Origin of the sequence: Streptomyces boluensis, from assembly GCF_009908195.1 — a bacterium.
Classification (GTDB): Bacteria; Actinomycetota; Actinomycetes; order Streptomycetales; family Streptomycetaceae; genus Streptomyces; species Streptomyces boluensis.
The window spans coordinates 1-20,857 of sequence record NZ_JAAAHS010000017.1 but is presented as its reverse complement, the minus strand read 5'-3'; the positions used below and the strand labels follow the sequence as shown (position 1 = coordinate 20,857).

The 20,857-nt window shown below is 72.1% G+C and carries 20 protein-coding genes; 16 read left to right on the top strand and 4 right to left on the bottom strand.

Annotation, left to right across the window (positions count from 1 at the left end):
* Positions 1 to 112: 112 nt before the first annotated feature.
* The 3 genes from GUY60_RS04305 to mtnB are packed head-to-tail and all read left to right on the top strand — an operon-like array spanning position 113 to position 2,039.
* Complete coding sequence (locus tag GUY60_RS04305) at positions 113 to 697, top strand: 1,2-dihydroxy-3-keto-5-methylthiopentene dioxygenase (RefSeq protein ID WP_161693904.1); 585 nt, start codon at positions 113 to 115, stop codon at positions 695 to 697.
* Positions 694 to 1,431, top strand: coding sequence for an acireductone synthase (mtnC, locus tag GUY60_RS04300; RefSeq protein ID WP_161693902.1), 738 nt, complete (start codon positions 694 to 696; stop codon positions 1,429 to 1,431). The genes GUY60_RS04305 and mtnC overlap by 4 nt, the downstream gene beginning before the upstream one ends.
* Positions 1,428 to 2,039: a methylthioribulose 1-phosphate dehydratase gene (mtnB, locus tag GUY60_RS04295; RefSeq protein ID WP_312866180.1), complete on the top strand. Its 612-nt coding sequence runs from the start codon at positions 1,428 to 1,430 to the stop codon at positions 2,037 to 2,039. Before mtnC ends, mtnB begins: the two co-directional genes overlap by 4 nt.
* Positions 2,040 to 2,122: 83 nt before the next feature.
* Here the strand turns inward: mtnB and mtnA are convergent, their stop codons facing one another.
* Positions 2,123 to 3,199: an S-methyl-5-thioribose-1-phosphate isomerase gene (gene mtnA / locus GUY60_RS04290; RefSeq protein WP_161693900.1), complete on the bottom strand. Its 1,077-nt coding sequence runs from the start codon at positions 3,197 to 3,199 to the stop codon at positions 2,123 to 2,125.
* Positions 3,200 to 3,497: 298 nt separating this feature from the next.
* On the opposite strand from mtnA, the gene GUY60_RS04285 reads away from it, so the two are divergent.
* The 12 genes from GUY60_RS04285 to GUY60_RS39655 all read left to right on the top strand — a co-directional run bounded on the left by GUY60_RS04285 (position 3,498) and on the right by GUY60_RS39655 (position 16,685).
* Entirely contained in the window at positions 3,498 to 4,556 is a 1,059-nt protein-coding gene (locus GUY60_RS04285) for a BMP family ABC transporter substrate-binding protein (RefSeq protein WP_161693898.1), read from the top strand.
* The gene (locus GUY60_RS04280) at positions 4,537 to 6,183 is read left to right on the top strand and encodes an ABC transporter ATP-binding protein (RefSeq protein ID WP_161693896.1); all 1,647 of its coding nucleotides are present in this window, start codon (positions 4,537 to 4,539) and stop codon (positions 6,181 to 6,183) included. Before GUY60_RS04285 ends, GUY60_RS04280 begins: the two co-directional genes overlap by 20 nt.
* Position 6,184: 1 nt before the next feature.
* Positions 6,185 to 7,243: an ABC transporter permease gene (locus GUY60_RS04275; protein ID WP_161693894.1), complete on the top strand. Its 1,059-nt coding sequence runs from the start codon at positions 6,185 to 6,187 to the stop codon at positions 7,241 to 7,243.
* Entirely contained in the window at positions 7,243 to 8,100 is an 858-nt protein-coding gene (locus tag GUY60_RS04270; protein ID WP_161693892.1) for an ABC transporter permease, read from the top strand. Before GUY60_RS04275 ends, GUY60_RS04270 begins: the two co-directional genes overlap by 1 nt.
* Positions 8,097 to 8,861, top strand: coding sequence for a nucleoside phosphorylase (locus GUY60_RS04265; RefSeq protein ID WP_161693890.1), 765 nt, complete (start codon positions 8,097 to 8,099; stop codon positions 8,859 to 8,861). The genes GUY60_RS04270 and GUY60_RS04265 overlap by 4 nt, the downstream gene beginning before the upstream one ends.
* The gene (locus tag GUY60_RS04260; RefSeq protein WP_161693888.1) at positions 8,858 to 10,219 is read left to right on the top strand and encodes an amidohydrolase; all 1,362 of its coding nucleotides are present in this window, start codon (positions 8,858 to 8,860) and stop codon (positions 10,217 to 10,219) included. Before GUY60_RS04265 ends, GUY60_RS04260 begins: the two co-directional genes overlap by 4 nt.
* Positions 10,216 to 10,830, top strand: a complete 615-nt coding sequence (locus GUY60_RS04255) for a sulfite oxidase-like oxidoreductase (protein WP_161693886.1) — start codon at positions 10,216 to 10,218, stop codon at positions 10,828 to 10,830. Before GUY60_RS04260 ends, GUY60_RS04255 begins: the two co-directional genes overlap by 4 nt.
* A 4-nt stretch (positions 10,831 to 10,834) precedes the next feature.
* Positions 10,835 to 11,575, top strand: a complete 741-nt coding sequence (locus GUY60_RS04250; protein WP_161693958.1) for a ferredoxin reductase — start codon at positions 10,835 to 10,837, stop codon at positions 11,573 to 11,575.
* Between the two features lie 113 nt (positions 11,576 to 11,688).
* The gene (locus tag GUY60_RS04245; RefSeq protein WP_161693884.1) at positions 11,689 to 12,030 is read left to right on the top strand and encodes a DUF190 domain-containing protein; all 342 of its coding nucleotides are present in this window, start codon (positions 11,689 to 11,691) and stop codon (positions 12,028 to 12,030) included.
* Positions 12,031 to 12,195: 165 nt separating this feature from the next.
* On the top strand, positions 12,196 to 14,955 hold the full coding sequence (locus GUY60_RS04240) for a hypothetical protein (protein WP_312866179.1): 2,760 nt from the start codon (positions 12,196 to 12,198) through the stop codon (positions 14,953 to 14,955).
* Positions 14,956 to 15,055: 100 nt separating this feature from the next.
* Positions 15,056 to 16,000, top strand: coding sequence for a TIGR01777 family oxidoreductase (locus tag GUY60_RS04235; protein ID WP_161693880.1), 945 nt, complete (start codon positions 15,056 to 15,058; stop codon positions 15,998 to 16,000).
* A gap of 61 nt (positions 16,001 to 16,061) precedes the next feature.
* A complete protein-coding gene (locus GUY60_RS39655) occupies positions 16,062 to 16,685 on the top strand; it encodes an RDD family protein (protein WP_161693878.1) in 624 nt (207 codons plus the stop codon).
* Positions 16,686 to 16,921: 236 nt separating this feature from the next.
* Here GUY60_RS39655 and GUY60_RS04225 read toward each other — a convergent pair whose 3' ends face one another.
* Positions 16,922 to 17,227 (bottom strand): DUF1330 domain-containing protein, encoded by a 306-nt coding sequence (locus GUY60_RS04225; protein WP_161693876.1) that lies wholly within the window; start codon positions 17,225 to 17,227, stop codon positions 16,922 to 16,924.
* 188 nt (positions 17,228 to 17,415) lie between these two features.
* Here GUY60_RS04225 and GUY60_RS04220 point away from each other — a divergent pair, with 188 nt between their 5' ends.
* Positions 17,416 to 18,318 (top strand): LysR family transcriptional regulator, encoded by a 903-nt coding sequence (locus tag GUY60_RS04220; protein ID WP_161693874.1) that lies wholly within the window; start codon positions 17,416 to 17,418, stop codon positions 18,316 to 18,318.
* Between the two features lie 157 nt (positions 18,319 to 18,475).
* On the opposite strand, the gene GUY60_RS04215 is transcribed toward GUY60_RS04220, so the two are convergent.
* Both GUY60_RS04215 and GUY60_RS04210 read right to left on the bottom strand, forming a co-directional pair.
* The gene (locus GUY60_RS04215) at positions 18,476 to 18,970 is read right to left on the bottom strand and encodes a DedA family protein (RefSeq protein ID WP_161693872.1); all 495 of its coding nucleotides are present in this window, start codon (positions 18,968 to 18,970) and stop codon (positions 18,476 to 18,478) included.
* 200 nt (positions 18,971 to 19,170) lie between these two features.
* Positions 19,171 to 20,823: an amidohydrolase gene (locus tag GUY60_RS04210; RefSeq protein WP_161693870.1), complete on the bottom strand. Its 1,653-nt coding sequence runs from the start codon at positions 20,821 to 20,823 to the stop codon at positions 19,171 to 19,173.
* Positions 20,824 to 20,857: the final 34 nt, after the last annotated feature.

Here is a 20,857-nt window from a genome sequence, read left to right as displayed (position 1 = left end):
GGATACGATCCGATGTCCGGCATCAGTCCCGGGGACGGTGAGGGGTGACGTGACGACAGCGGCCCCCTCCCCTGATCCCCCCCGGTCCCTTGCGGTCCTTTCTGGAGTTCACATGACCCTTTTGACGACCTGGCCCGAGTCCGGTCCCGACACCGTGGTGCGCCGCACCTCCGAGCCCGCCGAGATCGCGGCCGCCCTCGCTCCGCTCGGGGTGCGCTACGAGCAGTGGCCGGTGCGCGAGAGCGTGCCGTTCGACGCCGACAGCGACACGGTGTTCGCCGCGTACGGCCCGGAGATCGACAAGCTGAACGCCGAAGAGGGCTTCACCACGGTCGACGTTCTCGGCCTGCACCCGAGCGACGACCCGGAGTTCCCGGCGAAGGCGAAGGCCGCGCGGGAGAAGTTCCTGCAGGAGCACACGCACGACGACGATGACGAGATCCGGTTCTTCGTGTCCGGGGCCGGCATCTTCTATCTGCATGTGAACGGCGAAGTGCACGCCGTGCTGTGCGAGAAGGGCGACCTGCTCGGCGTGCCGCGCGGGACGACGCACTGGTTCGACATGGGCACGTCCCCGTCGTTCACGGCCATCCGGTTCTTCCACGAGGAGGACGGCTGGATCGGGACCTTCACCGGCGACCGGATCGCCGACCGCTTCCCGGACTTCGACACGATCGCCGCTGGACACCGGGCGTGAGTGCTGTCCGGTACGACGCCGTGGGCGCCGTGGACGCCGTGGTGCTCGACATCGAGGGCACCACGAGCGCCACGGGCTTCGTCGTCGACGTGCTGTACCCGTACTCCCGCTCACGTTTCGGAGCACTGCTCTCGGAGCGGAGCACCGATCCCGAAGTGGTGCGCGCCGTCGCGCAGGTGCGGGAGTTGATCGGTGAGCCCGAGGCGGACGCCGCGCGGGTCGAGCGGGCGCTGAACGAATGGCTCGACGAGGACCGCAAGGCGACCCCGCTCAAGACCCTGCAGGGCCTCATCTGGTCCGAGGGCTTCGCGCGCGGCGACCTCGTCTCGCACTTCTACGACGACGTGCTCCCGGCCCTGCGCCGCTGGCACGCGGCGGGCATCGCCCTGCACGTGTACTCCTCGGGTTCCGTGGCCGCGCAGCGGGCGTGGTTCGCGAGCAGCCCGGAGGGTGATCTGCTGCCGCTGGTGGGCGAGTTGTACGACACCGAGAACGCGGGCCCCAAGCAGGAGGCGGCCTCGTACCGCCGGATCACCGAAGCGCTCGGTGTGGACGCCGGGCGCACCCTCTTCCTCTCCGACCGGCCCGGCGAGCTGGACGCGGCCCGCGCCGCCGGCTGGCGCACCGTCGGTGTCCGCCGCCCCGGAGAGCCGTACTACGAGCAAGGCGTCGGCGAGCACCCCGAGGCGGGCACGTTCGACGAGATCACCCTGAGCACGAGGAGCACGCTGTGAGCACGCCCCCTATCGGCCCTGCCGAGTTGGAAGAGGCCGGGGCGGTACTCGCCACCGAGTCGGCGCGGTTCGCGTCGTTCGGCTGGATGCGCGGCACGTCGGGCAACCTGTCGGCCGTCCTGTCCCGTGACCCGCTGCGGCTCGCGGTGACGGCGAGCGGTCACGACAAGGGTGAACTGACCGCCGCAGACGTGGTGTTGGTCGACGGTGACGGTGCGGCGGTGGGTGCGGGCAAGCCGTCCGCCGAGGCCGAGCTGCACGCGCGCGTCGCGGCCCTCACAGGTGCGGGCGCGGTGGTGCACGTGCACACGGTGGCGTCGGTGGCGATGGGGCGGCGCGAGCCGGGCGGCATCGTCTTCAAGGACCTGGAGATGCTCAAGGGCGTCGGACAGCCCGCGCACGGCACCGAGGTGACGCTGCCGGTGATCGCCAACAGCCAGGACATGAAGGAGCTTGGCGACCGGCTCGAGGCGGCCCGCGACCCTCGGATGCCCGCCGTGGTGGTCGCCGGGCACGGCCTGTACGTGTGGGGTGACTCGCCGCGCCAGGCGCGCCACCACACGGAGGTCGTGGAGTGGCTGCTCGAACTCGCCCTGACAGAGCGGTAGTTCGGATCACGGAGGGAGGGGCCGGGCCACACGCCCGGCCCCTCTCTCGTACGTACGGCTAACCGAATCCCGTACGCGTACCGCTAGCCGAGCCGCTCCCCCGGCAGTTCGCCCGCCGAGACCTCCAGGACGCCGCGCTCGGTGACGAGGCCCGTCACCAGGCGGCCCGGGGTCACGTCGAACGCCGGGTTGTGGCCACGGGACTCGGCGGGTGCGGTGCGGACGCCGGCCCACTCCAACACCTCGTCCTCGCCGCGCAGTTCGATGTGGATGGCGTCGCCGTCGGGGGTGGCCAGGTCGACCGTGGTGGTCGGCGCGGCGACGAGGAACGGGATGCCCACGTCGGCGCAGGCGAGCGCGACGCCCACGGTGCCGACCTTGTTCGCGGTGTCGCCGTTGGCCGCGATGCGGTCGGCGCCGACGATCGCGGCGTCGACCTCGCCGCGCAGGATGGTGCCGGCGGCGGCGCCGTCGGCCTGGACGTAGTGCGGTATGCCCTCCTGGACGAGCTCCCAGGCGGTGAGGCGCGAGCCCTGCAGGAGGGGCCGGGTCTCGTCGGCGTACACGACCTCCAGGCGGCCGCGGGCGTGGAGTTCGCGGATGACGCCGAGGGCGGTGCCCCAGCCCGCGGTGGCGAGCGCGCCGGTGTTGCAGTGCGTCAGGATGCGCAGCGGCCGGTCCGCGTCGACGCGCTTGAGCAGCCAGTCCGCGCCGAACGCACCCATGGCGCGGTTGGCCTCGACGTCCTCGCGCTGTACGGCCGCGGCCTCGGCCAGGACCGCGTCGAGTCCCTCGGCGAGGCGCTCGACGACCCGGTCGACGCACACCATCAGGTTCACCGCGGTGGGCCGTGCGGCACGTACGCGTGCGATCTCGGCGCGCAGCCGCGCCTCGTCCCAGCCCTCACGGTCGCGCTGCAGCAGCGCGAGGGCGACGCCGTACGCTCCGGCGGCGCCGATCGCGGGCGCGCCGCGGACCACGAGACGCTGGATCGCGTCCACCAGGCCGTCCACGTCCCGGACCTGGAGGATCTCCTTGCGGTGCGGCAGGACGGTCTGGTCGATCAGGGCGAGGGCGTCGCCGGTCCATTCGACGGCGCGCAGCTCCTGCGAGTCCTGGACCTGTTCCTGGGCCCGGACCTGTTCCCGTTCCTGGGGCATGGGTGGCACTCCTGAATCTCCGGGTGCGTGCCCGGGTGAGTCTCCGAGGGTGCGCGATACCGTACATGACCTGGGGGAACCACAGTTCGAGACAGTCGCGCGGGTGTCCGGATTCGAGTGTTACCCTCCAGCTCCGCCGCACCGGATCGACTGCCGAACCAACGCCGAGGAGGGTCTGTGCTGCTGACGATGCGCCGCTTCCTCGACCTCGGCCGGTGCGCGAGCGACGCCTGTTGCGGCTGATTCACGCCGCCGCATTCGTTCCGCCCTCGAAGGACCCCCTCCGGAAGGCTCCGCCATGCCTCGTAGATCCCGCTCCCGTTCACTCCGGTTCGCCGCGCTCGCGGCCGGTGCCGCGCTCGCGATGACGGGCTGCAACGCCGCCGCGAAGAAGGACGACTCCGGCGGTACGGGTGCGAAGGGGGCGAAGGACTTCACGCTGGTCACTCCGGACCCGGTGGGCCAGAACGAGTTCATGAAGCTCGCCGTGACCGGGGTGAAGGCCGCGGCGAAGGCGCACGGCGGCGGCTCGCCCAAGGTGTTCCAGAGCTCGGACACCGCATCGCAGCAGCAGAACCTCCAGGCGGCCGTGGACGCGGCCCCGGACGTGGTCGTCCTCGTCGGCTTCGAGTTCGCGGACGCGGTGGCGCAGCAGGCGGAGGCGCACCCGAAGCAGCAGTTCCTGATGGTCGACGCGTGCACGAAGAAGACGTACGACAACGTGAGCTGTGGGGTGTTCCGTGAGCACGAGGGCGTGTTCCTCGCGGGCGCGGAGGCCGGTCTGCTGAGCGAGAGCGGCAAGGTCGGCGCCGTGGACGTCCTGGACACGCCCCAGTTCCGCCGCTACAGCGACCCGTTCGCGGCGGGCGCCAAGCACGTGGCGAAGAAGACGCGGACGGCCACCCGGTTCGTGGGCGGACAGTCGCCGTTCGACGACTCGGCGCGCGCCAAGGAGCAGGCCGGTTCGCTGATCGCGAAGGGCACCGACCACATCATGGCGGCGGCCGCGGCCGGTAACTACGGCGTGTTCGAGGCGGCGAAGGCGAAGGGCGCGTTCGCGTACGGCGTGGACGTGAACCAGTGCGCCTCGGCGCCCGGCACCGTCGTCGACAACGTCGTGAAGCGCACCGACGTCGCCGTGGAGAAGGGCATCGGCCACATCCTCGACGGCGACAACGGCAAGACCGTGTCGTACGGCCTCAAGGAGGGCGGCATCACGCTGACCGGCCTCGAGGACGATGTCGCCTCGTCGAAGTGCGTGATCGCGAAGCACGAGGACGTACTGAAGAAGGTCGGCGGGCTGCGCGACGAGATCGTGTCCGGGAAGCTGAAGGTCGATGACCCCGCAGCCGCCTGATCCGGCCACCGGCGACACGGCGGCGGACGGACCGGCCACGGACGACACGGCCGCCGACGGCACCCCGGCCGAGGGCACCGGCACGCACGACACCACCGCCCACAACCCCACCGCCCACGACACCCCGGCCGTCGAACTCCTCGGGATCACCAAGGAGTTCCCCGGCACCCTCGCCAACGACCGGGTCGACCTGACCGTCCGGCGCGGCGAGATCCACGCGCTGATGGGCGAGAACGGCGCGGGCAAGTCGACGCTCATGTCGGTCCTGTACGGGATGCTGCGTCCGGACGCGGGCACGGTGCGGGTCGAGGGGCGCGAGGCCGGCTTCGCGAGTCCCGGTGACGCGATGGCCGCCGGGCTCGGCATGGTGCACCAGAGCTTCAAGCTGTTCGACTCGCTGACGGTCGCCGAGAACGTGGTGTACCGGGCCGAGCCGCGCCGCTTCGGCTTCGTCGACCGGGCGGCCGCGCGCCGCCGGGTGGCCGAACTCGCCGAGGCGCACGGCCTGCACGTCGACCCGGACGCCCGCGTCGGCGATCTTCCGGTGGGTGTGCGCCAGCGCGTGGAGATCCTGAAGCTCCTTCACCGCGGCGCCCGCACGCTGATCCTCGACGAGCCGACGGCCGTGCTCACCCCGGCCGAGGCGGACGCCCTGTTCGCCGTGCTCCGCTCGCTCACCGACGAGGGCCGCACCGTCATCCTCGTCACGCACAAGCTGCGCGAGGTGATGGAGGGCAGCGACAACGTGACGGTGCTGCGCGACGGCCGGGTCGTGGCCCGGCTGCGTACCGCCGACACCTCGCCGGACGAGATAGCCGCCGCGATGACGGGACGTGCCGTCGAGCTCGACCGGATCCACCCGCCGGGCACGCCGGGCGATGACGTACTGACGGTCGACGGCCTGAGCACGGACGGCGTCCACGATGCCCAACTCACCGTCCGCGCGGGCGAGATCGTCGGCATCGCCGGGGTCGCGGGCAACGGGCAGAGCGAGCTGATCGAGGCGCTGGCCGGGCTGCGGCCCGTCACCGCCGGGCAGGTCGGCCTCTCCGGCCGCGACATCACACACGCCTCGGCGGCGCGCCGCCGCCTCGCGGGTCTCGCGTACGTACCCGAGGACCGGCACGCCGTGGGCACCGCGCCCGCCGCGTCCGTGGCCGACAACCTCGCGATGGGTCATCACCGGACCTCCTTGTCCCGCAAGGGAGTTCTGCCCCCGAAGGCGGTACGCGAGCACGCCCGCGGGCTCGTCGAACGGTTCGGCGTGAAGGCGTCGTCGCCGCAGGTGGCCGCGAGCGCGCTGTCCGGGGGCAATCTGCAGAAGCTGCTCATCGGGCGTGAACTCGCCCATGACGCACCGCTGTTGCTGGTCGAGCAGCCCACCCGCGGCGTCGACATCGGCGCCGTGCAGAACATCCACGACCAGCTGATCGCGTACCGCGACGCCGGCCACGCGGTACTTCTGGTCTCCGCCGAGCTGAGCGAGATACGCGGGCTCGCCGACCGGGTCCTGGTCATGTACGAGGGCCGGATCGTGGCGTCGTACCCGAAGGACGAGGCGGACGAGCGGACGCTCGGCCTCGCGATGGCCGGTGCCGCGCCCACCCACTCCGTAGAGGGGGCCTGACATGGCGACCACTCCGACCGCCACCGCGTCCCCCGCGGCGCGTGTGCTGCGCTCCCCCGTGTTCTTCTCCGTGGTCGCGGCCGTCGCCATCGGGGCGCTGTTCCTGATCGGCACGGGCGCCGACCCGCTCGCCGCGTACGGAGCGGTGCTCACCGGTTCGCTCGGTTCCGACGGCATCGGCTCGACGCTGACGACCGGCACGAGTGTGCTCGGTATGGCCCTCGCGCTCGCGATCCCGCTGCGCGCCGGGCTCATCAACCTGGGCGGGGACGGGCAGTTGGTGCTCGGCGGCATCGCCGCCGCGGCCGTCGGCCTGTACTCGCCGCTGCCCGCGCCGCTCACCACCGCCCTGGCCGTCCTCGCGGGGATGGCGGCGGGCGCGCTGTACGCGGCGCTCGCCGCCCTGTGCGACATCAAGTTCGGGGTGCCGCTCCTGGTGAGCAGCCTGCTCCTGTCGTACCCGGCGGCGTCGCTCGCCTCGTATCTGGTGCGCTATCCGCTGAAGGAGCCGGGCTCCAGCCTGCCGCAGACGCCGCGTCTTCCGGAGGGCGTGGAGCTGCCCGCGTTCGGGACCTCGACGGTCACGCTCGGGCTCGTCCTCGTGGCGCTCGCGGCCGTCGCGTACTACCTGGTCGACGCGCGCACGGCGGTCGGCTACGAGATGCGGATGACCGGCCTCAACTCCCGCTTCACCGCGTACGCGGGTGTGCGGCGCGGGCCGCAGACGCTGCGGCTGATGGCGGTGTCCGGTGCGCTTGCGGGGCTCGTCGGCTCGGTCGGGGTGCTGAGCTTCCCGTTCCGCTTCCTCGACGGTTCGCTGACGGCGCCCGGCTACACCTGGACGGGTCTGACGGCGGCGCTGCTCGCGGCCGCCGCGCCGCTCGGTACGGTGCTCGCCTCGTTCTTCTTCGCCGTGCTTCAGGTCGGCGGACTCTCGATGGAGCGGACGACCGAGGTGCCGCGCGAGCTGACGCAGGTGCTGCAGGCCATCGTGATCGTGTTCCTCGCGGCGCGGCTGCGGATCACCTGGCGACGCCGGAAAGGTGACGTGAAGGCCTGATGTTCTTCGACTCCGATCTGTTCCTGTCGGCGCTGCGCGCGCTGACCCCGATCCTGCTCGCCGCGCTCGGCGGCGCCCTGTGCGAACGCGCGGGCGTCTTCAACATCGGGCTCGAGGGCATGATGCTGATGGGCTGCTTCACCGCGGTCGCCACCAGCTGGTTCACCGGCAGCCCGTGGCTCGGGGTGCTCGCGGCGGCGCTCGCCGCGGCCGCGTACTCGCTGATCCTCGCCGTGGGCGCGGTGACCCTGAAGGGCGACGCGGTCGTCCTCGGCGTCGCGATGAACCTGCTCGCCGTGGGCCTGACCAGCTTCCTGCTGCGTACCGTCTTCGGCGTACAGGGCACCTTCGACGACCCGGATCTCGTGGGCCTGCCGGAGATCGCCGGGTTCTCGCCGCTGACCTGGCTGTCCTGGGCGGCGGTCGGCGTCGCCGCCGTGCTGCTCTCCCGGCACGCGTGGGGGCTGCGCCTTCGCGGCGTCGGCGAGGCGCCGGACGCGGCCGCGACGCTCGGGGTGAGCCCGGTCAAGTACAAGTACGGGGCGGTGCTCGCCTCCGGTGTCCTGTGCGGACTCGCGGGGGCCCAACTCGCCCTGGGCAACGTCACGTTGTTCTCCGAGAACATGACGGCGGGGCGCGGCTGGATCGCCGTCGTCGCCGTGATGCTGGGCCGCGCCCTGCCGCTCGGCGTGCTGCTCGCGGCGCTGCTGTTCGGGCTCGCGGAGGCTGCCGGGTTCCGTCTCCAGGGCCTGGGCCTGCCGCAGCAGGCGACGGACGCGGCGCCGTACGTCGTCACCCTGATCGCCCTCTTCCTCACCACGGCCAAGCGCCGCCGCAAGACTGGAGCCGTCGCATGACCGCCACCTCCGCACCCGAGCCGCTGCCCATCACCCGCATCCCGCGCACGGGCCTGCCGCCGCGCGCCGTCGTGGTCGGTGACCCGGCCCGCGCGGCGGCCATGGCCGACCTCCTGGACGACGCGAAGGAGGTCTCGTACCACCGTGAGTACCGGGTGTTCAGCGGCAGTTGGCGCGGACTTCCGGTCGTCGTCGCCTCGCACGGCGTGGGCGGTCCGGGCGCGATCCTGCTGTTCCAGGAGCTCGCGGACGCGGGCGTGCGCACCCTCGTACGGTTCGGTACGGCGGGGGCGATGCGGCGCGGCATCGGCGACGGCGACCTGGTGATCGCCGAGGCGGCGGTGCGGGACGACGGTGTGACGCAGCAGTTGGTGCCGGCCGAGTACCCGGCAGTGTCCGCGCCCGAGGCCGTGCTCGCCCTGACGCGGGCGGCGCGCGACGCGGGGGCGCCGCACCACCGGGGCATCGTGTGGACGCGGGCCGCGTTCCAGCCGGGCCTGATCCCGCTGACCGGGTACGACAAGGCGGGCCTCGCGGCGATCGAGATGGAGCTGTCCGCGCTGTACGTGACGGCGTCGCTGCGCGGCCTGGTCGCGGGCGGTGTCCTCGTCGTGGACGGCGCCAACGCGGACGACCTGGTCGACGAGTCCGGGGACAGCGCCTACGACCCGCACCGTGAGGTCGTCGCGGAGGGTGTGGCGCGCGGCAGTGTCGTGGCCCTCGACGCGCTGCGCCTGCTCGCGGAGGACGAGTCCCGATGAGCGACCCGGTCGACCTCCTTGTCCACGGCGGCACCGTCCTCACCGTCGACGACGCCTCGACGGTCGTGCCGGACGGCGCCGTGGCGGTACGGGACGGCGCGATCGTCGAGGTCGGCCCGGCCGCGGAGCTGCGCGCCCGGTACGCCGCCGCCGACGAACTCGACGCCCACGGCTGCCTCGTGCTGCCCGGCCTGGTCAACACGCACACCCATCTGGCGATGACGCTGCTGCGCGGCAGCGCCGACGACGTGACGCTGCAGGAGTTCCTGGGCCGGGTCGTGCCCGCCGAGGCCCGGCTGCTCAACCCGCGCAACGTCGCGGCCGCCGTGCGCGTCGCCGTCGCGGAGAGCGTACGGGCCGGGGTGACCTCGGCCCTCGACATGTACTGGTTCCACGAGGCGGCCGAGGAAGCGGCACGTGCGGCGGGCTGGCGGCTGCACACCGGGCCGACGTTCATGGACGTGCCGGAGCCGCCGGACGCCCGCGCGTACGCGACCCGGCTCGACTGGGCGCGCAAGGACCTGGCGGCCCGTGCCCGCAGCGCGCCCGGCACCCGGCCGGTCCTCTTCGCGCACTCGGCGTACACCCTCTCCCCCGAGCAGCTCGTCGAGATCTTCGCGCTCGGCCGGGAGTTCGGTGCGCTGCTGCACATCCACGCGGCGGAGAACGCGACCGAGGTCGCCACGGTCGAGGTCCGGCACGGCAAGCGCCCGGTCGAACTCCTCGACTCGCTGGGCCTGTTGGGCCCCGATGTGCTGCTCGCGCACGCCGTCGACCTGACCGGCGCGGAGATCGCGGCGCTCGCCCGCACCGGCACGTCCGTCGCGCACTGCCCGGTCTCCAACCTGAAGCTGGGCTGCGGCATCGCGCCCGTGCCCCGGCTCCTCGGCGCCGGGGTGACCGTCGGCCTGGGCACGGACGGCGCCGTCAGCTCCAACACCCTCGACCTGCTCGGCGCCGTGCGGCAGGCCGCGCTCGTGCACAAGGCGGGCGGCGACCCGACCGCGGTCGGTGCCGAGCAGGCGGTGCGGATGGCGACCGTCGAGGGCGCGCGGGCCCTGGGGCTCGGCGCCGAGCTCGGCTCCCTGGAGCGTGGCAAGCGGGCCGACCTGGTCGTGCTCGACCTGAACCGGCCGCACCTCACCCCGCGCCACGACCCGTGGTCGATGCTCGCGTACGCGGCGCAGGCCTCGGACGTACGGGACACCGTGGTCGACGGCCGGGTGCTGATGCGCGACCGCGCGCTCACCACGCTCGACGAGTCGGCCGTACTCGCCGACCTGGAGGCGCTCGCCTCGACGACGCACGACCGGCAGGCGCCTGCTGCGGCGACGGGTGACCGGGAGGCCCGCGCATGACCGGCGGTCACCCCACCCGCGGCTTCGTCGGCCGTCCCCGCACGCACAACCCGGGTCTGCCGCCGGGCCAGTACGACGCGCGCGACGACTGGCCGGTCCTCTCGGCGGAGGTGACGCCCGAACTCGCCCCGGACGACTGGACGTTCAGGGTCGACGGTCTGGTCGCCGAGCCCCGCACCTGGACCTGGGACGAGGCGCGGGCGCTGCCCGGCTCCTCGTACGAGGGTGACATCCACTGCGTCACGACCTGGTCGAAGTTCGGGGTGCGGTTCGGCGGGGTGTCGCTCGACGTGTTCCTCGACGCCGCCCGCCCGGACCCGGCGGCCACCCACGTGGTGGCGTACTCGCACACCGGCTACACGACGAACCTGCCGCTCGCCGACGTGACCGGCGGCAAGGCTTGGGTGGCCTTCACGTACGAGGACGCGCCGCTGCCCGCCGAACACGGCGGCCCCGCACGGCTGTTGGTGCCGCACCTGTACTTCTGGAAAAGCGCGAAGTGGCTCGCCGGGCTGCGGCTGCTCGACCACGACGAGCCCGGCTTCTGGGAGCAGAACGGGTACCACGCACGGGGCAACCCCTGGGAAGAACAGCGTTACGCAGGTGACTGATCAGGTGTCCGAGACCTTCACTCCCCCGACCGCCTTCGCCGTGCCCGGCCGGATCGCGGTGAGCAACCGGGCCGCCGCCACGTGGCAGCGCGCGGTGCTCACCGAGATCCGCCGGGAGACGCCGCGCGTCTCCACGTTCCGGTTCGCGGTGCCCGGCTGGCAGGGGCATCTGCCCGGTCAGCACCTGATGTTGCGGCTCACCGCCGAGGACGGCTACACGGCGCAGCGGCACTACTCGCTCGCCTCGCCTCCCGACGACTCGGGCCACATCGAGCTGACCCTCGACCATGTCGAAGGCGGCGAGGTGTCCGGGTTCCTGCACACCGTGGCGCGGGTCGGCGACGCGGTGGAGGTGCGGGGCCCGCTCAGCGGCTTCTTCGCCTGGCCGGGCGACCGTCCGGCGCTGCTCGTCGGCGCGGGATCGGGTGTGGTGCCCCTGATGTCGATGCTCCGCCACCACCGCCAGCGCCAACTCGCCGTCCCGCTGCGCCTGTTCGTGTCCGCGCGCACCCGCGAGGACCTGATCTACGGCGACCAGTACGGGGACGAGACGACCCCCGTCCTCACCCGCGAGAGCGAGCGCCGGCACCTCGACACCGACCATCTGGCGCCCTGCTTCACGGACGGCGGGCCCGGCTGGGAGGCGTACGTGTGCGGCTCCAACGCGTTCGCCGAGCACGCCTCCCGGCTCCTGGTCAGGCTGGGCCAGCCCGTGGACCGTATCCGCATCGAACGCTACGGCTGAGCGGGGCCGCCTTCGGAACGGACGTACGCGCCCTCCACGACCACACGCCGCCCGAGTGCGATTCTGCGGGTGGCGGTGTGAGTGGCGCGCCGCGTACCCACGTGGAGGCAGCGATGACCAGGCTGACGGGCAGGGCCCTGCGGGTGACCGTCTTCATCGGCGAGACCGATCAGTGGCAGCACCGGCCCGTCTACGCCGAGATCGTGCACCGGGCCCGCAAGGCGGAACTGGCCGGGGCGAGCGTGTTCCGCGGCATCGAGGGCTTCGGCGCCTCGTCACTGATCCACACCCAACGACTCCTTTCCCTGAGCGAGGACCTGCCGGTGGCCGTGGTCATCGTGGACGACGAGGACAAGATCCGCGCCTTCCTCCCCCAACTCGACGAGCTGGTGGGGGAGGGCCTGGTCATCCTGGACGACTGCGAGGTGATCCGGTACGCGGGTCGGGAGCGCTGACACGCGCCCCCGCGCCGGACCGGAGGAGGGCGACCAGGTCGTCGGGTGTGGCCAGTGGGGTCGAAGTCGCCACTCCCGCAAGGCTGTTCAGCAATTTCCGCAGCCACTAGGCTGTCTTCTTCTGGCACTACGACGTTGGCCGGTCTCGGACGCAACGGGGGAAATGTGGCGCCCGTCTTCGCGCACGCCGATCTGCTGTTCCAACTGCTGGGGAAGCTCGTTTCCCGGCCGAAGAAGACCGAATTGCCCGGCGAGGTTCCACGCCGGGACGGAATACCGATCCTCAGCCTCGTCGGCGACCATCAGGACGCCCTCGCGGAGCAGATCGAGCAGGCCCTGAACGAGGCCGAGCCGCGCGCTGTCCCGTATCAGCCGGTCGATATGGAACGGGAATGGGACAAGGTCGTCGACGAGCGCGGTGACGAACAGGCCGCCAACTATCTCGACCCCGCCTGGCAGCGTGCCGAACTCTGCCGCCGCATCCTCGTCGAATTGGCCAGCAGGTATTCCTCAGACCGTTACGGCAGCGACCGGCGGGTGCGTTTCCGCCGCCTCGGCCTGGTCAATTGGCTGCTCGAACTGTCCGACACCGCCCAGGAGCCCGACAGTCAGCACGGCCGGGCCGTGCTGCGCCGGCTGCGGGACCGCGAGCTGGAACGCAGACGGTTCTTCGGCTTCATGCGCAGCCCGAGCACCGAAGTGGCGCTGCAGGGCACGGTCCCCTGGTGGGCGTACATCCTGGGGCTCCATCTGCTGCCCGTCTTCTGGTTCCGGGTGTGGCGCGGACTCGGGCGTGAATTCCGCTGGCTGCTGCACCAGCCGTACATGGCGCCCGCCGACCCCGGTACCTTCATCGGCTTCGCGGTGCGGCTCACTCAGCCGCGCTGGGGGCGTGAAGACCCGCAGCAGATCAGCAAGTTGCTCATCGCCGCCTTTCTGCAGGACCTCCGGGTCGCCTATCGCCGCCGTCCGTGGCGCCGCCGCGCCCATCGCCGTACGGCCTACTGCGTGGCCTTTCTGCAAGGCCTCAGCGAACGCAATGGCGGTCCTGAACTCGTCCGCCTCTTCGCCGAAGTGCGCAATGACATCGGCGCGTTCGACCCGCTGCTCCTGGTGACGAGCCGCGCGGACGATCCCCCGGACACCGGCGGAATGCGGGTGCGGGAACTCACCGACAATCCGGCCCCGTACGACGTGTGGTGCGAGCAGGTGCGCAGCGCGGGCGGCGGGCGGCCGGTGCAGTTCTGGTATCTGCCGGTGCGGATTCCGGCGACAGTTCCCGAGGACGACGAACGCTACGAAATTCAGCGCGACGGATCCGCGATCGCGCGCCGCCTCTCGGTGCCGCGCCCGCCCGCCTGGACGCGCCGCGCCTCCGCGGTGGTGGCGGGCACGGTGGCCCTCGCGGTGCTCGGCGGCACGGTCGGGTACGCACTCGCCCACCGGAGCGACGACCGCGCGGACTGGAAGCGGCAGCACTGCGGGCTGAGCCGCGACCATCCGGACGCGGAGACGGTGTGGCAGGAGAAGACCGGCGAGTGCGTCGGCGTCTCCCCGCACGGCTTCGCCTTCGGCTCCACCGACGAGCGGGTACGCGACACCCTGGCCACGATCGCCGAGCAGAACAAGGAGGCCAAGCGCCTCCACGAGGCCGACCCGAAGCGGCCGCTCGTCACCCTCGTGCACCTGTCCGCCCTGCTCAGCGCACCCACCGGACAGAAGAACAGCGCCCTGTCGTACGCGCGCGAGCAGTTGCAGGGCGCCGCCAGCGCGCAGCGCCGGCAGCTCGACAAGTCCGGTGCGGCCCAGCCGGTGCTGCGGATCTTCCCGGCCGGAGCGGGCAGCGGTATGCGGTACGGCGCCGATGTGGCGGACCGGATCGAGCAGATGATGAAGCGCGACGCGAGCATCGTCGGCGTCACCGGGCTCGACCAGAGCCGCAAGGCGACGATCACGACGATCGACCGGCTCACCCAGGTCGGCCTGCCCATGGTCGCCACGACCCTGTCCGCGGACTCGCTGCCGGGCGAGTCGTCGCTCTACTACCAGGTCTCGCCGCTGAACCGGCGCGAGGCCGCGGTCGCCGCCGCGTACGCAGGTCATCTCGTCGACAGGGAGGAGCTGAAGAAGCGTGTACGCGTCGTGTACTCGCTGGACCCGACGGACGAGTACAGCCAGAACCTGCGCGAGGACGCCGCCGCGTCGTTCGAGGCCGCGGGCTTCGACGTGGAGGAGCAGGGGTACGTCCCGACACCGGCCGCGCCCGACACCCCGTCGGGTCCCGGCACGCAGGCCGTCGGCCAGGAGGCCTGCGGATACCAGGGGTTGATCTTCTTCGCGGGCCGCAGCGAGGACTTCGAGAGCATCCTGGGCGCCACCAACGACACCTGCGGCTCGACACCGCCCGTGCTGCTCGGCGGGGACGATGTGGCCAGGCTCGGCGCGGACCCGGTACAGCGCAAGGCCTACCCCCGGGTCCCGTACGAGTTCCTCGACTTCACCGTCGGCTCGACCTCGTGCGACGACCCGAGCGACCTGTACAGCACGATGAAGGAGCTGTTCCCCGAGGAGTGCCGGCGGGTGAAGGACACCTCGCTCGACGGGCACGCTGCGCTCGCGTTCGACGCGGTGAACCTCTACCTGAACGCCATCTCCCGCCTCAAGGACACCGCCCCCGGCGTGCCGCTCACCCCGTCCGCCGTCTGGCACGCACTGAGCCAGATCCACGGCAGCGCCGCGCTCGACGGGGAGAGCGGACTCATCGACTTCGGCGGCGCCGTCGACCAGCGGGTCCCGCTCGACAAGCTCATCTCCGTCCAGCGCGTCGAGGGGGCGCAGCGGCCGGAGCAGCTGGGGTTCTGCGGGAAGCGGGGCGACAAGGAGGGCGCCGCGTGGTGCCCGCCGGCGGAGAAGCCGCGCCGCTGAGCGAGCGCGGGAGCGCGCCGGACCGCTACTGAACCTGCACTTTTGAACGCGTTCAACACTTGGGTTAGGCTCCTGCCATCGAGCAAGGGGGTACGGAGCCATGAAGATCGTGATCGCGGGTGGCACAGGCCAGGTCGGCGCGCTCCTCGAACGGGCCTTCACCGCGCAGGGCCACCGGGTCGTGATCCTGACCCGGAACCCGCGGCGCGCGGGGCAGGTCGCGTGGGACGGGGCCACGCTCGGCCCGTGGGTGGAGGAGATCGTCGGCAGCGACCTCGCCGTCAACCTCGCCGGGCGCAGCGTCAGTTGCCGCTACACCGAGGCCAACCTCAAGGACATGATGGACTCGCGCGTCGACTCGGCGCGCGTCGTCGGGCAGGCCATCGCCGCCGCGGTGCGGCCGCCGCGCCTGTGGCTGCAGATGAGCACCGCCACGATCTACGCGCACCGCCACGACGCGGCCAACGACGAGGCGAGCGGCGTGATCGGCGGCCACGAGCCCGACGTACCCGACTACTGGGCGTACAGCGTCAAGATCGCCGAGAACTGGGAACGCGCCCAGCGGGAGGCGGCCACGCCGGACACCCGGAAGGTCGCGCTGCGGGCCGCGATGGTGATGAGCCCGGACCGCGGCGGCGTCTTCGACGTCCTCTCCCGGATGGCCCGGTTCGGCCTCGGCGGTCCGGTCGCGGGTGGCGGGCAGTACGTGTCGTGGATCCACGACCAGGACTTCGTACGCGCCGTCGAATTCCTCGTCGCCCACGAGGAGTTGACGGGCCCGGTCAATCTCGCGGCGCCCGAGCCGTTGCCGCAGCGTGCCTTCATCCGGGCGCTGCGCACGTCCTGGCGGCAGCCGTTGGGGCTTCCGGCGACGCGGTGGATGGCCGAGCTCGGCGCCTTCGCGCTGCGGTCCGACACCGAACTGCTCCTCAAGAGCCGCCGGGTGACTCCCGGCCGTCTCGTGGACGCGGGTTTCACGTTCCGGTACGCGACCTGGCCGGGCGCCGCCGACGACCTGGTGCGGCGGGCCCGGCGGCACGGCTGAACAGGGCTGCGGCATCGGGGAGTTGACGGGCCCACCCGCGCGGTACGGCAAGATTGGCGCCGTGAACAATTACCAGCCGCAGCAACCCTCACAGAACCCGTACGCCCCACAGCCTCCGCACCCGTACGCGGCGCAGCAGCAGCCCGCCCACCCGTACGCACAGCAGCAGCAACCTCCGCATCCGTACGCCGCTCAGCAGCAACCCCCGTACCCCTACCCCGCGCAGCAACAGCCGCCGAACGCGTACCAGCAGCAGCCGCACCTGCAGCAGCAGCGGCCCGCCGTTCCGGAGGAGATCGGTGATGTGCGGCGGATGCTGGCTGCCGGGGCCGACTGGATCGTCACGATCGTCGGAGGCCTCGCGCTGGCCAAGCAGCTCGGCGCGGACATGACCGGCTGGCCGTACCTGGGACTCATCGTGGGGTGCGTCTTCGGGGTGTCCTTCGTGCACCACGTCTTCGCGACCTGGATATTCCGGGCGACCCTCGGCAAGTTCCTCCTCGTCACCCGGGTGGTGCGGGAGGACGACGGCGGGCGGCCGCGCTTCTGGCGGATCGTGTGGCGCTGGCTGGTCGGGCTCACGTGGGTCCCGATGCAGCCGGTGCGGAGCCTGATCGCCGCCGACGGTGACCCGTACGAGGACCACTGCGGGCTCAAGTACGTACTGAGCCGCGACCTGCGCTGAAGCGGGCCCGCCACAGGTCGCGCAGGAGCGCGATCTCGGCCATGTGATGGATGAGTTCGAGGTTCAACGGCGCGATCATCCGGACTGGCACCGACGGCCCATCGGGCAGGCCCGGGTGGGTCTGCCCGACGGGGTGCAGTGTGTGACACCCTGCCCGAGCTTTCGGGTGAGGGTGGTGCCTGTGGTGTGGCTGGGCGGCCGGCTTACGGATGGTCAGCGATGGCTGGGCCCGCCGGTCAGTCGATGCCGTCGATGATGCGGAAGTCGCGCTCGACGCCGTCGGGGAGGGCCACCAGCGCCTTCTGGTACGCCTCGCTCTCGTATGCCGCGACGGCCTGTTCAAAGCTGTCGAACTCGATCAGAACGACGCGTTGCGTGATTCCGGCCTCGTGGGCGACGACTCGACCGCCGCTGGAGGGGAGGCGGGACAGGACGCGCCCGCCCCCAGCCTGGACAGCCGGACCGGCCAGCTTGTCGTAGGCGGTCAGCCCTTCAGGGTCGGAAATGGCGGGGTAGACACTGACCCAGTAGCCCTTGGCCATGGAAACCTCCTGTGTTCGGCCGGACACGTCCGACTTCGAATTGACACTCGGATCGATCGATCCCGGCGACGGTTACTGCGGTCAGTTGAATCGCCATATGCGCAGGCTAGGGCTTGATCTGCGGTCCAGGGAAAGACCGGTACGGGATAGCCTCAGAACGGATCGTTATCAATCGGCAGGGAGGGCACGTGGCGCCGGACACGGTGAGCCTGCGGTACTTCCTGGTGCTGGCGCAGGAGTTGAACTTCACGCGCGCGGCCGCACGGATCGGTATCGCACAGCCCGCACTCAGCGCCCGGATGCGCCGATTGGAGGCGGAACTCGGTACGGCCCTGCTGGTCCGCGACACCCGTAGCGTCGAATTGACCACGGCCGGTGCGGCTTTGGCGGAGTCCGCGCCGCCCGCGCTGGCGGCGCTGGACCGGGCATGGGACACCGCCCGGAGCGCGGCGGCCGGTGAACTGGGCACGCTGCGCATCGGATACAGCCTCAGCGCCGGGGCCGAGACGGCACCGGCCCTGGTGGACAGGCTGATTCGCGGCAACAGCGGACTCGAGGTCAGCGCGGTCCCGATGGCGACACCGGAGATCTCCCCCGCGGTCGCCGACGGCCGCATCGATGCCGGGATCACCCGCGGTGAACAGCCGGGCCGTGGCGTGCGCCGGTTCCTGCTGCGGCGTGCGCGCATCGGGGTCCAGCTGGCGCAGCACCATCCGCTGGCCGAACACCCGGAGATCGAGATCGCCGACGCGGCCGCGTATCCGCTGCGACTCCCGGACCGTGCGACCAACCCCGTGATCCACGATCAGCTGTCCGCACTGTTCCGGGACACCCGACCACACCTCCGATTCCACACGCCCGCAGTCTCTTTCGACATGTCTCAGCGCGACCTGCGCGACGGGGTCACCCTCGCCCCGGCCGGAGAAGCCGCGGCCACGGCACAACCGGCCGGTCTCACCTGGCGACCGCTGCGAGGCGCGCCCAGCCTGACGATCCACCTGGTCCTCCCCCGCGAGCAGTCGCCGCTGCACCGCCGCATCCGTGCCGTCGCCAGAACCCTGGCGCACGAGCTGCACTGGCTGCCGGACTGACGCGCAAGAGGCCAAGCGAGACGGACACCTGCGGTGGCGAGGCCGAAGACCTTGCGCCCGGCGGCGTGCGGCGCGCGCAACTCGGCGCGCCCAGGAGGAAGTCAGCGGTTCCATACGGCGTGCGGGAACGAACTGCCCGTACGGGAGCGGGAGTTGCTCAGCTCTCGTCCGGGACGGGCCGGCCCTCGGCCTGCTCCTCGGCCCGCGCGTCCCTGCGGCGGCGGTACACCACGGCTCCGCCCACCGCGAGGACCAGCGCGACGGCCGCGCCCACGCCGAGAGCGGTGTGCTCGGCGAACAGCCGGCCGAGCACTTCCAGTACGCCGATGCCCGCGGTCGCGTAGATCAGCGCCCAGCACGCGCCGCCCACGAACAGAGCGGGGAGGTACCGCGACAGGGGCATGCGCATGGTGCCCGCGAGGAAGTTGGCGGCGGTCTGGAAGCCCACGGTCAGGAACGAGACGGCCACGACGGGTGCGCCCCACCGCTGGATGGCCCGCTCCGCGCGCTGGAACTTGGCCGCGGAGATCCGCTCGGCGAACCTGCTGCGCCGGGCACCGGCGGCGGCGAGCCGTCCGACGGCGAAGGTGCCGCCCGCGCGGAGCAGCACGATGACGTAGAGCCCGGCGGCCGTGAGTACGACCTTGTCCACGACGCCTCGCCCTCAGCTCCGGGAGCCAGGGTTTCCCTGCCTCACCTGCATCTGTCTCGCCTCTACCGCTGCCGGTTCCGGGCTCCGACGCGCCGCAGCGACGCCGCTTCCCGGGCCTCACGCAGACTATCGCTGCGTGCGGGCCGCCCCGGCGGGGGCCCCGGCACACCCGTTCAGGGTACGGGGCGCCGCACCTTCACTCACCGGCTGTGCGCCACCTCACCGTCCACGACGACGGTCTGCGCGACCGTGCCGGGAATGTCCGCGGCGGGTACGCGCAGGATGTCGCGGGAGAGGATCACGAAGTCGGCGGCCTTGCCCACGGTGAGTGAACCGCGTTCGTTCTCAAGGAAGTTGGCGTACGCGGAGCCCATCGTGTAGCCGTGCACGGCCGTCTCCACGTCGACGGTCTCCTCCGGCATCCAGGGCTCGCCACCGTCGAGGGGCCGCCGGGTGACCGCCGTGTAGATGCCGGTCATGGGGTCCATCTCGGCCACGTTCCAGTCGCTGGAGAACGCGAGGGCTGCCCCCGCGGCATGCAGGCTGCGCATCGGCCAGGCCTTCGTCCAGCGGTCGGGGCCGACGTTCTCCGCCCAGTCCTTGCCGGGGCCCGCCACGTCGGGTGCGCAGTGCCGCGGCTGCATACAGGCGACCACGCCGAGCTCCGCGAAGCGGGCCGTGTCCGCCGGGTCGAGGCATTCGACGTGCACGATCTGGTGGCGGGCGTCGCGTGCCCCGTTCACCTGCCGGGCGTACGCGAAGGCGTCGAGGGCGACGCGGATGCCCCGGTCGCCGGTGGCGTGCACGAAGCACTGGAAGCCGCGTGCGTCGAGCTTGGCGAGCAGGTCGGCGAACTCCGCGGGCGGGTAGTAGGTGTCGCCGCTGTGCCGGCAGCCCGCGTACGGCTCCAGGAGTGCGGCGGTACGGGGCTCCACCACGTCGTCGATGTACAGCTTGAGCGGGCCCACCCGGAGCCGGTCGTCGGCGTACCGCCCGGCGGCCGCGGCGAAGTCGTCCAGGTCGCCGTCGGTGGTGCCGCGCGGGTGGAACAGGGCGGCGACGAGGCGGGACCTGAGCCGGCCCTCGTGCCGGGCGCGCTCGAAGAGGGCCAGGTCGTCGAGGGAGTTCTGCGGCTCCACGACCGTGGTGATGCCGTAGCCGATCGCGTCGTCGAGGGACTTGGCGAGGCGCCGGTACTGGCGTTCCGTCGAGGCCCAGGGCACGCCAAGGTCGCGCAGTGCCCGGTGGCCGTCGCGGGAGAGGCCCTGGACGGCGAAGTCCTTGATCAGCCCGGTCGGCCGCCCGGTCTCCGGGTCGGTGTGCGCGGTGCCGAACGGCAGCCGCGTGCGGTCGGCGCTGATGCCGAGGCGGCGCAGGGCCGCGGTGTTGAGCCAGGCGGTGTGCACGTCGTAGCTGAGGACGAAGGCGGGGGTGTCGCCGGTGACCGGGTCGAGGTCGGCGGTGGTGGGAAGGCGGCCGCCGAGCGCCGAGTAGTCGAAGGCCTCGCCCTCGATCCACTCGGCGTCCGGGTGCGCGGCACGCCAGTCACGGATCCGCGCGTGCACCTCGTCGAGCGTGTCGGCACCGGCGAGCTGCACGCTGGCGTCGTCGGAGCCGAGGCGTACGTGGTTGTGGGCGTCGATGAAGCCGGGCAGGACGAGCTTGCCCTCGGCGTCCAGGGTCCGGGTGAGCGGACCGGTCCAGGCCGCCGCGTCGGCGTCGTCGCCGAGCCACACGATCCGGCCGCCGGTCACGGCCATGGCCTGCGCCTCGGGCAGCAGCGGGTCGACGGTGTGGATACGGGCACGGCGCACGACGAGGTCGGCGGGGGCGGCGGTGTGGTGCCGGGACATGGTGCGACTCCTGGGGCGGTACGGGGTGTTGGGG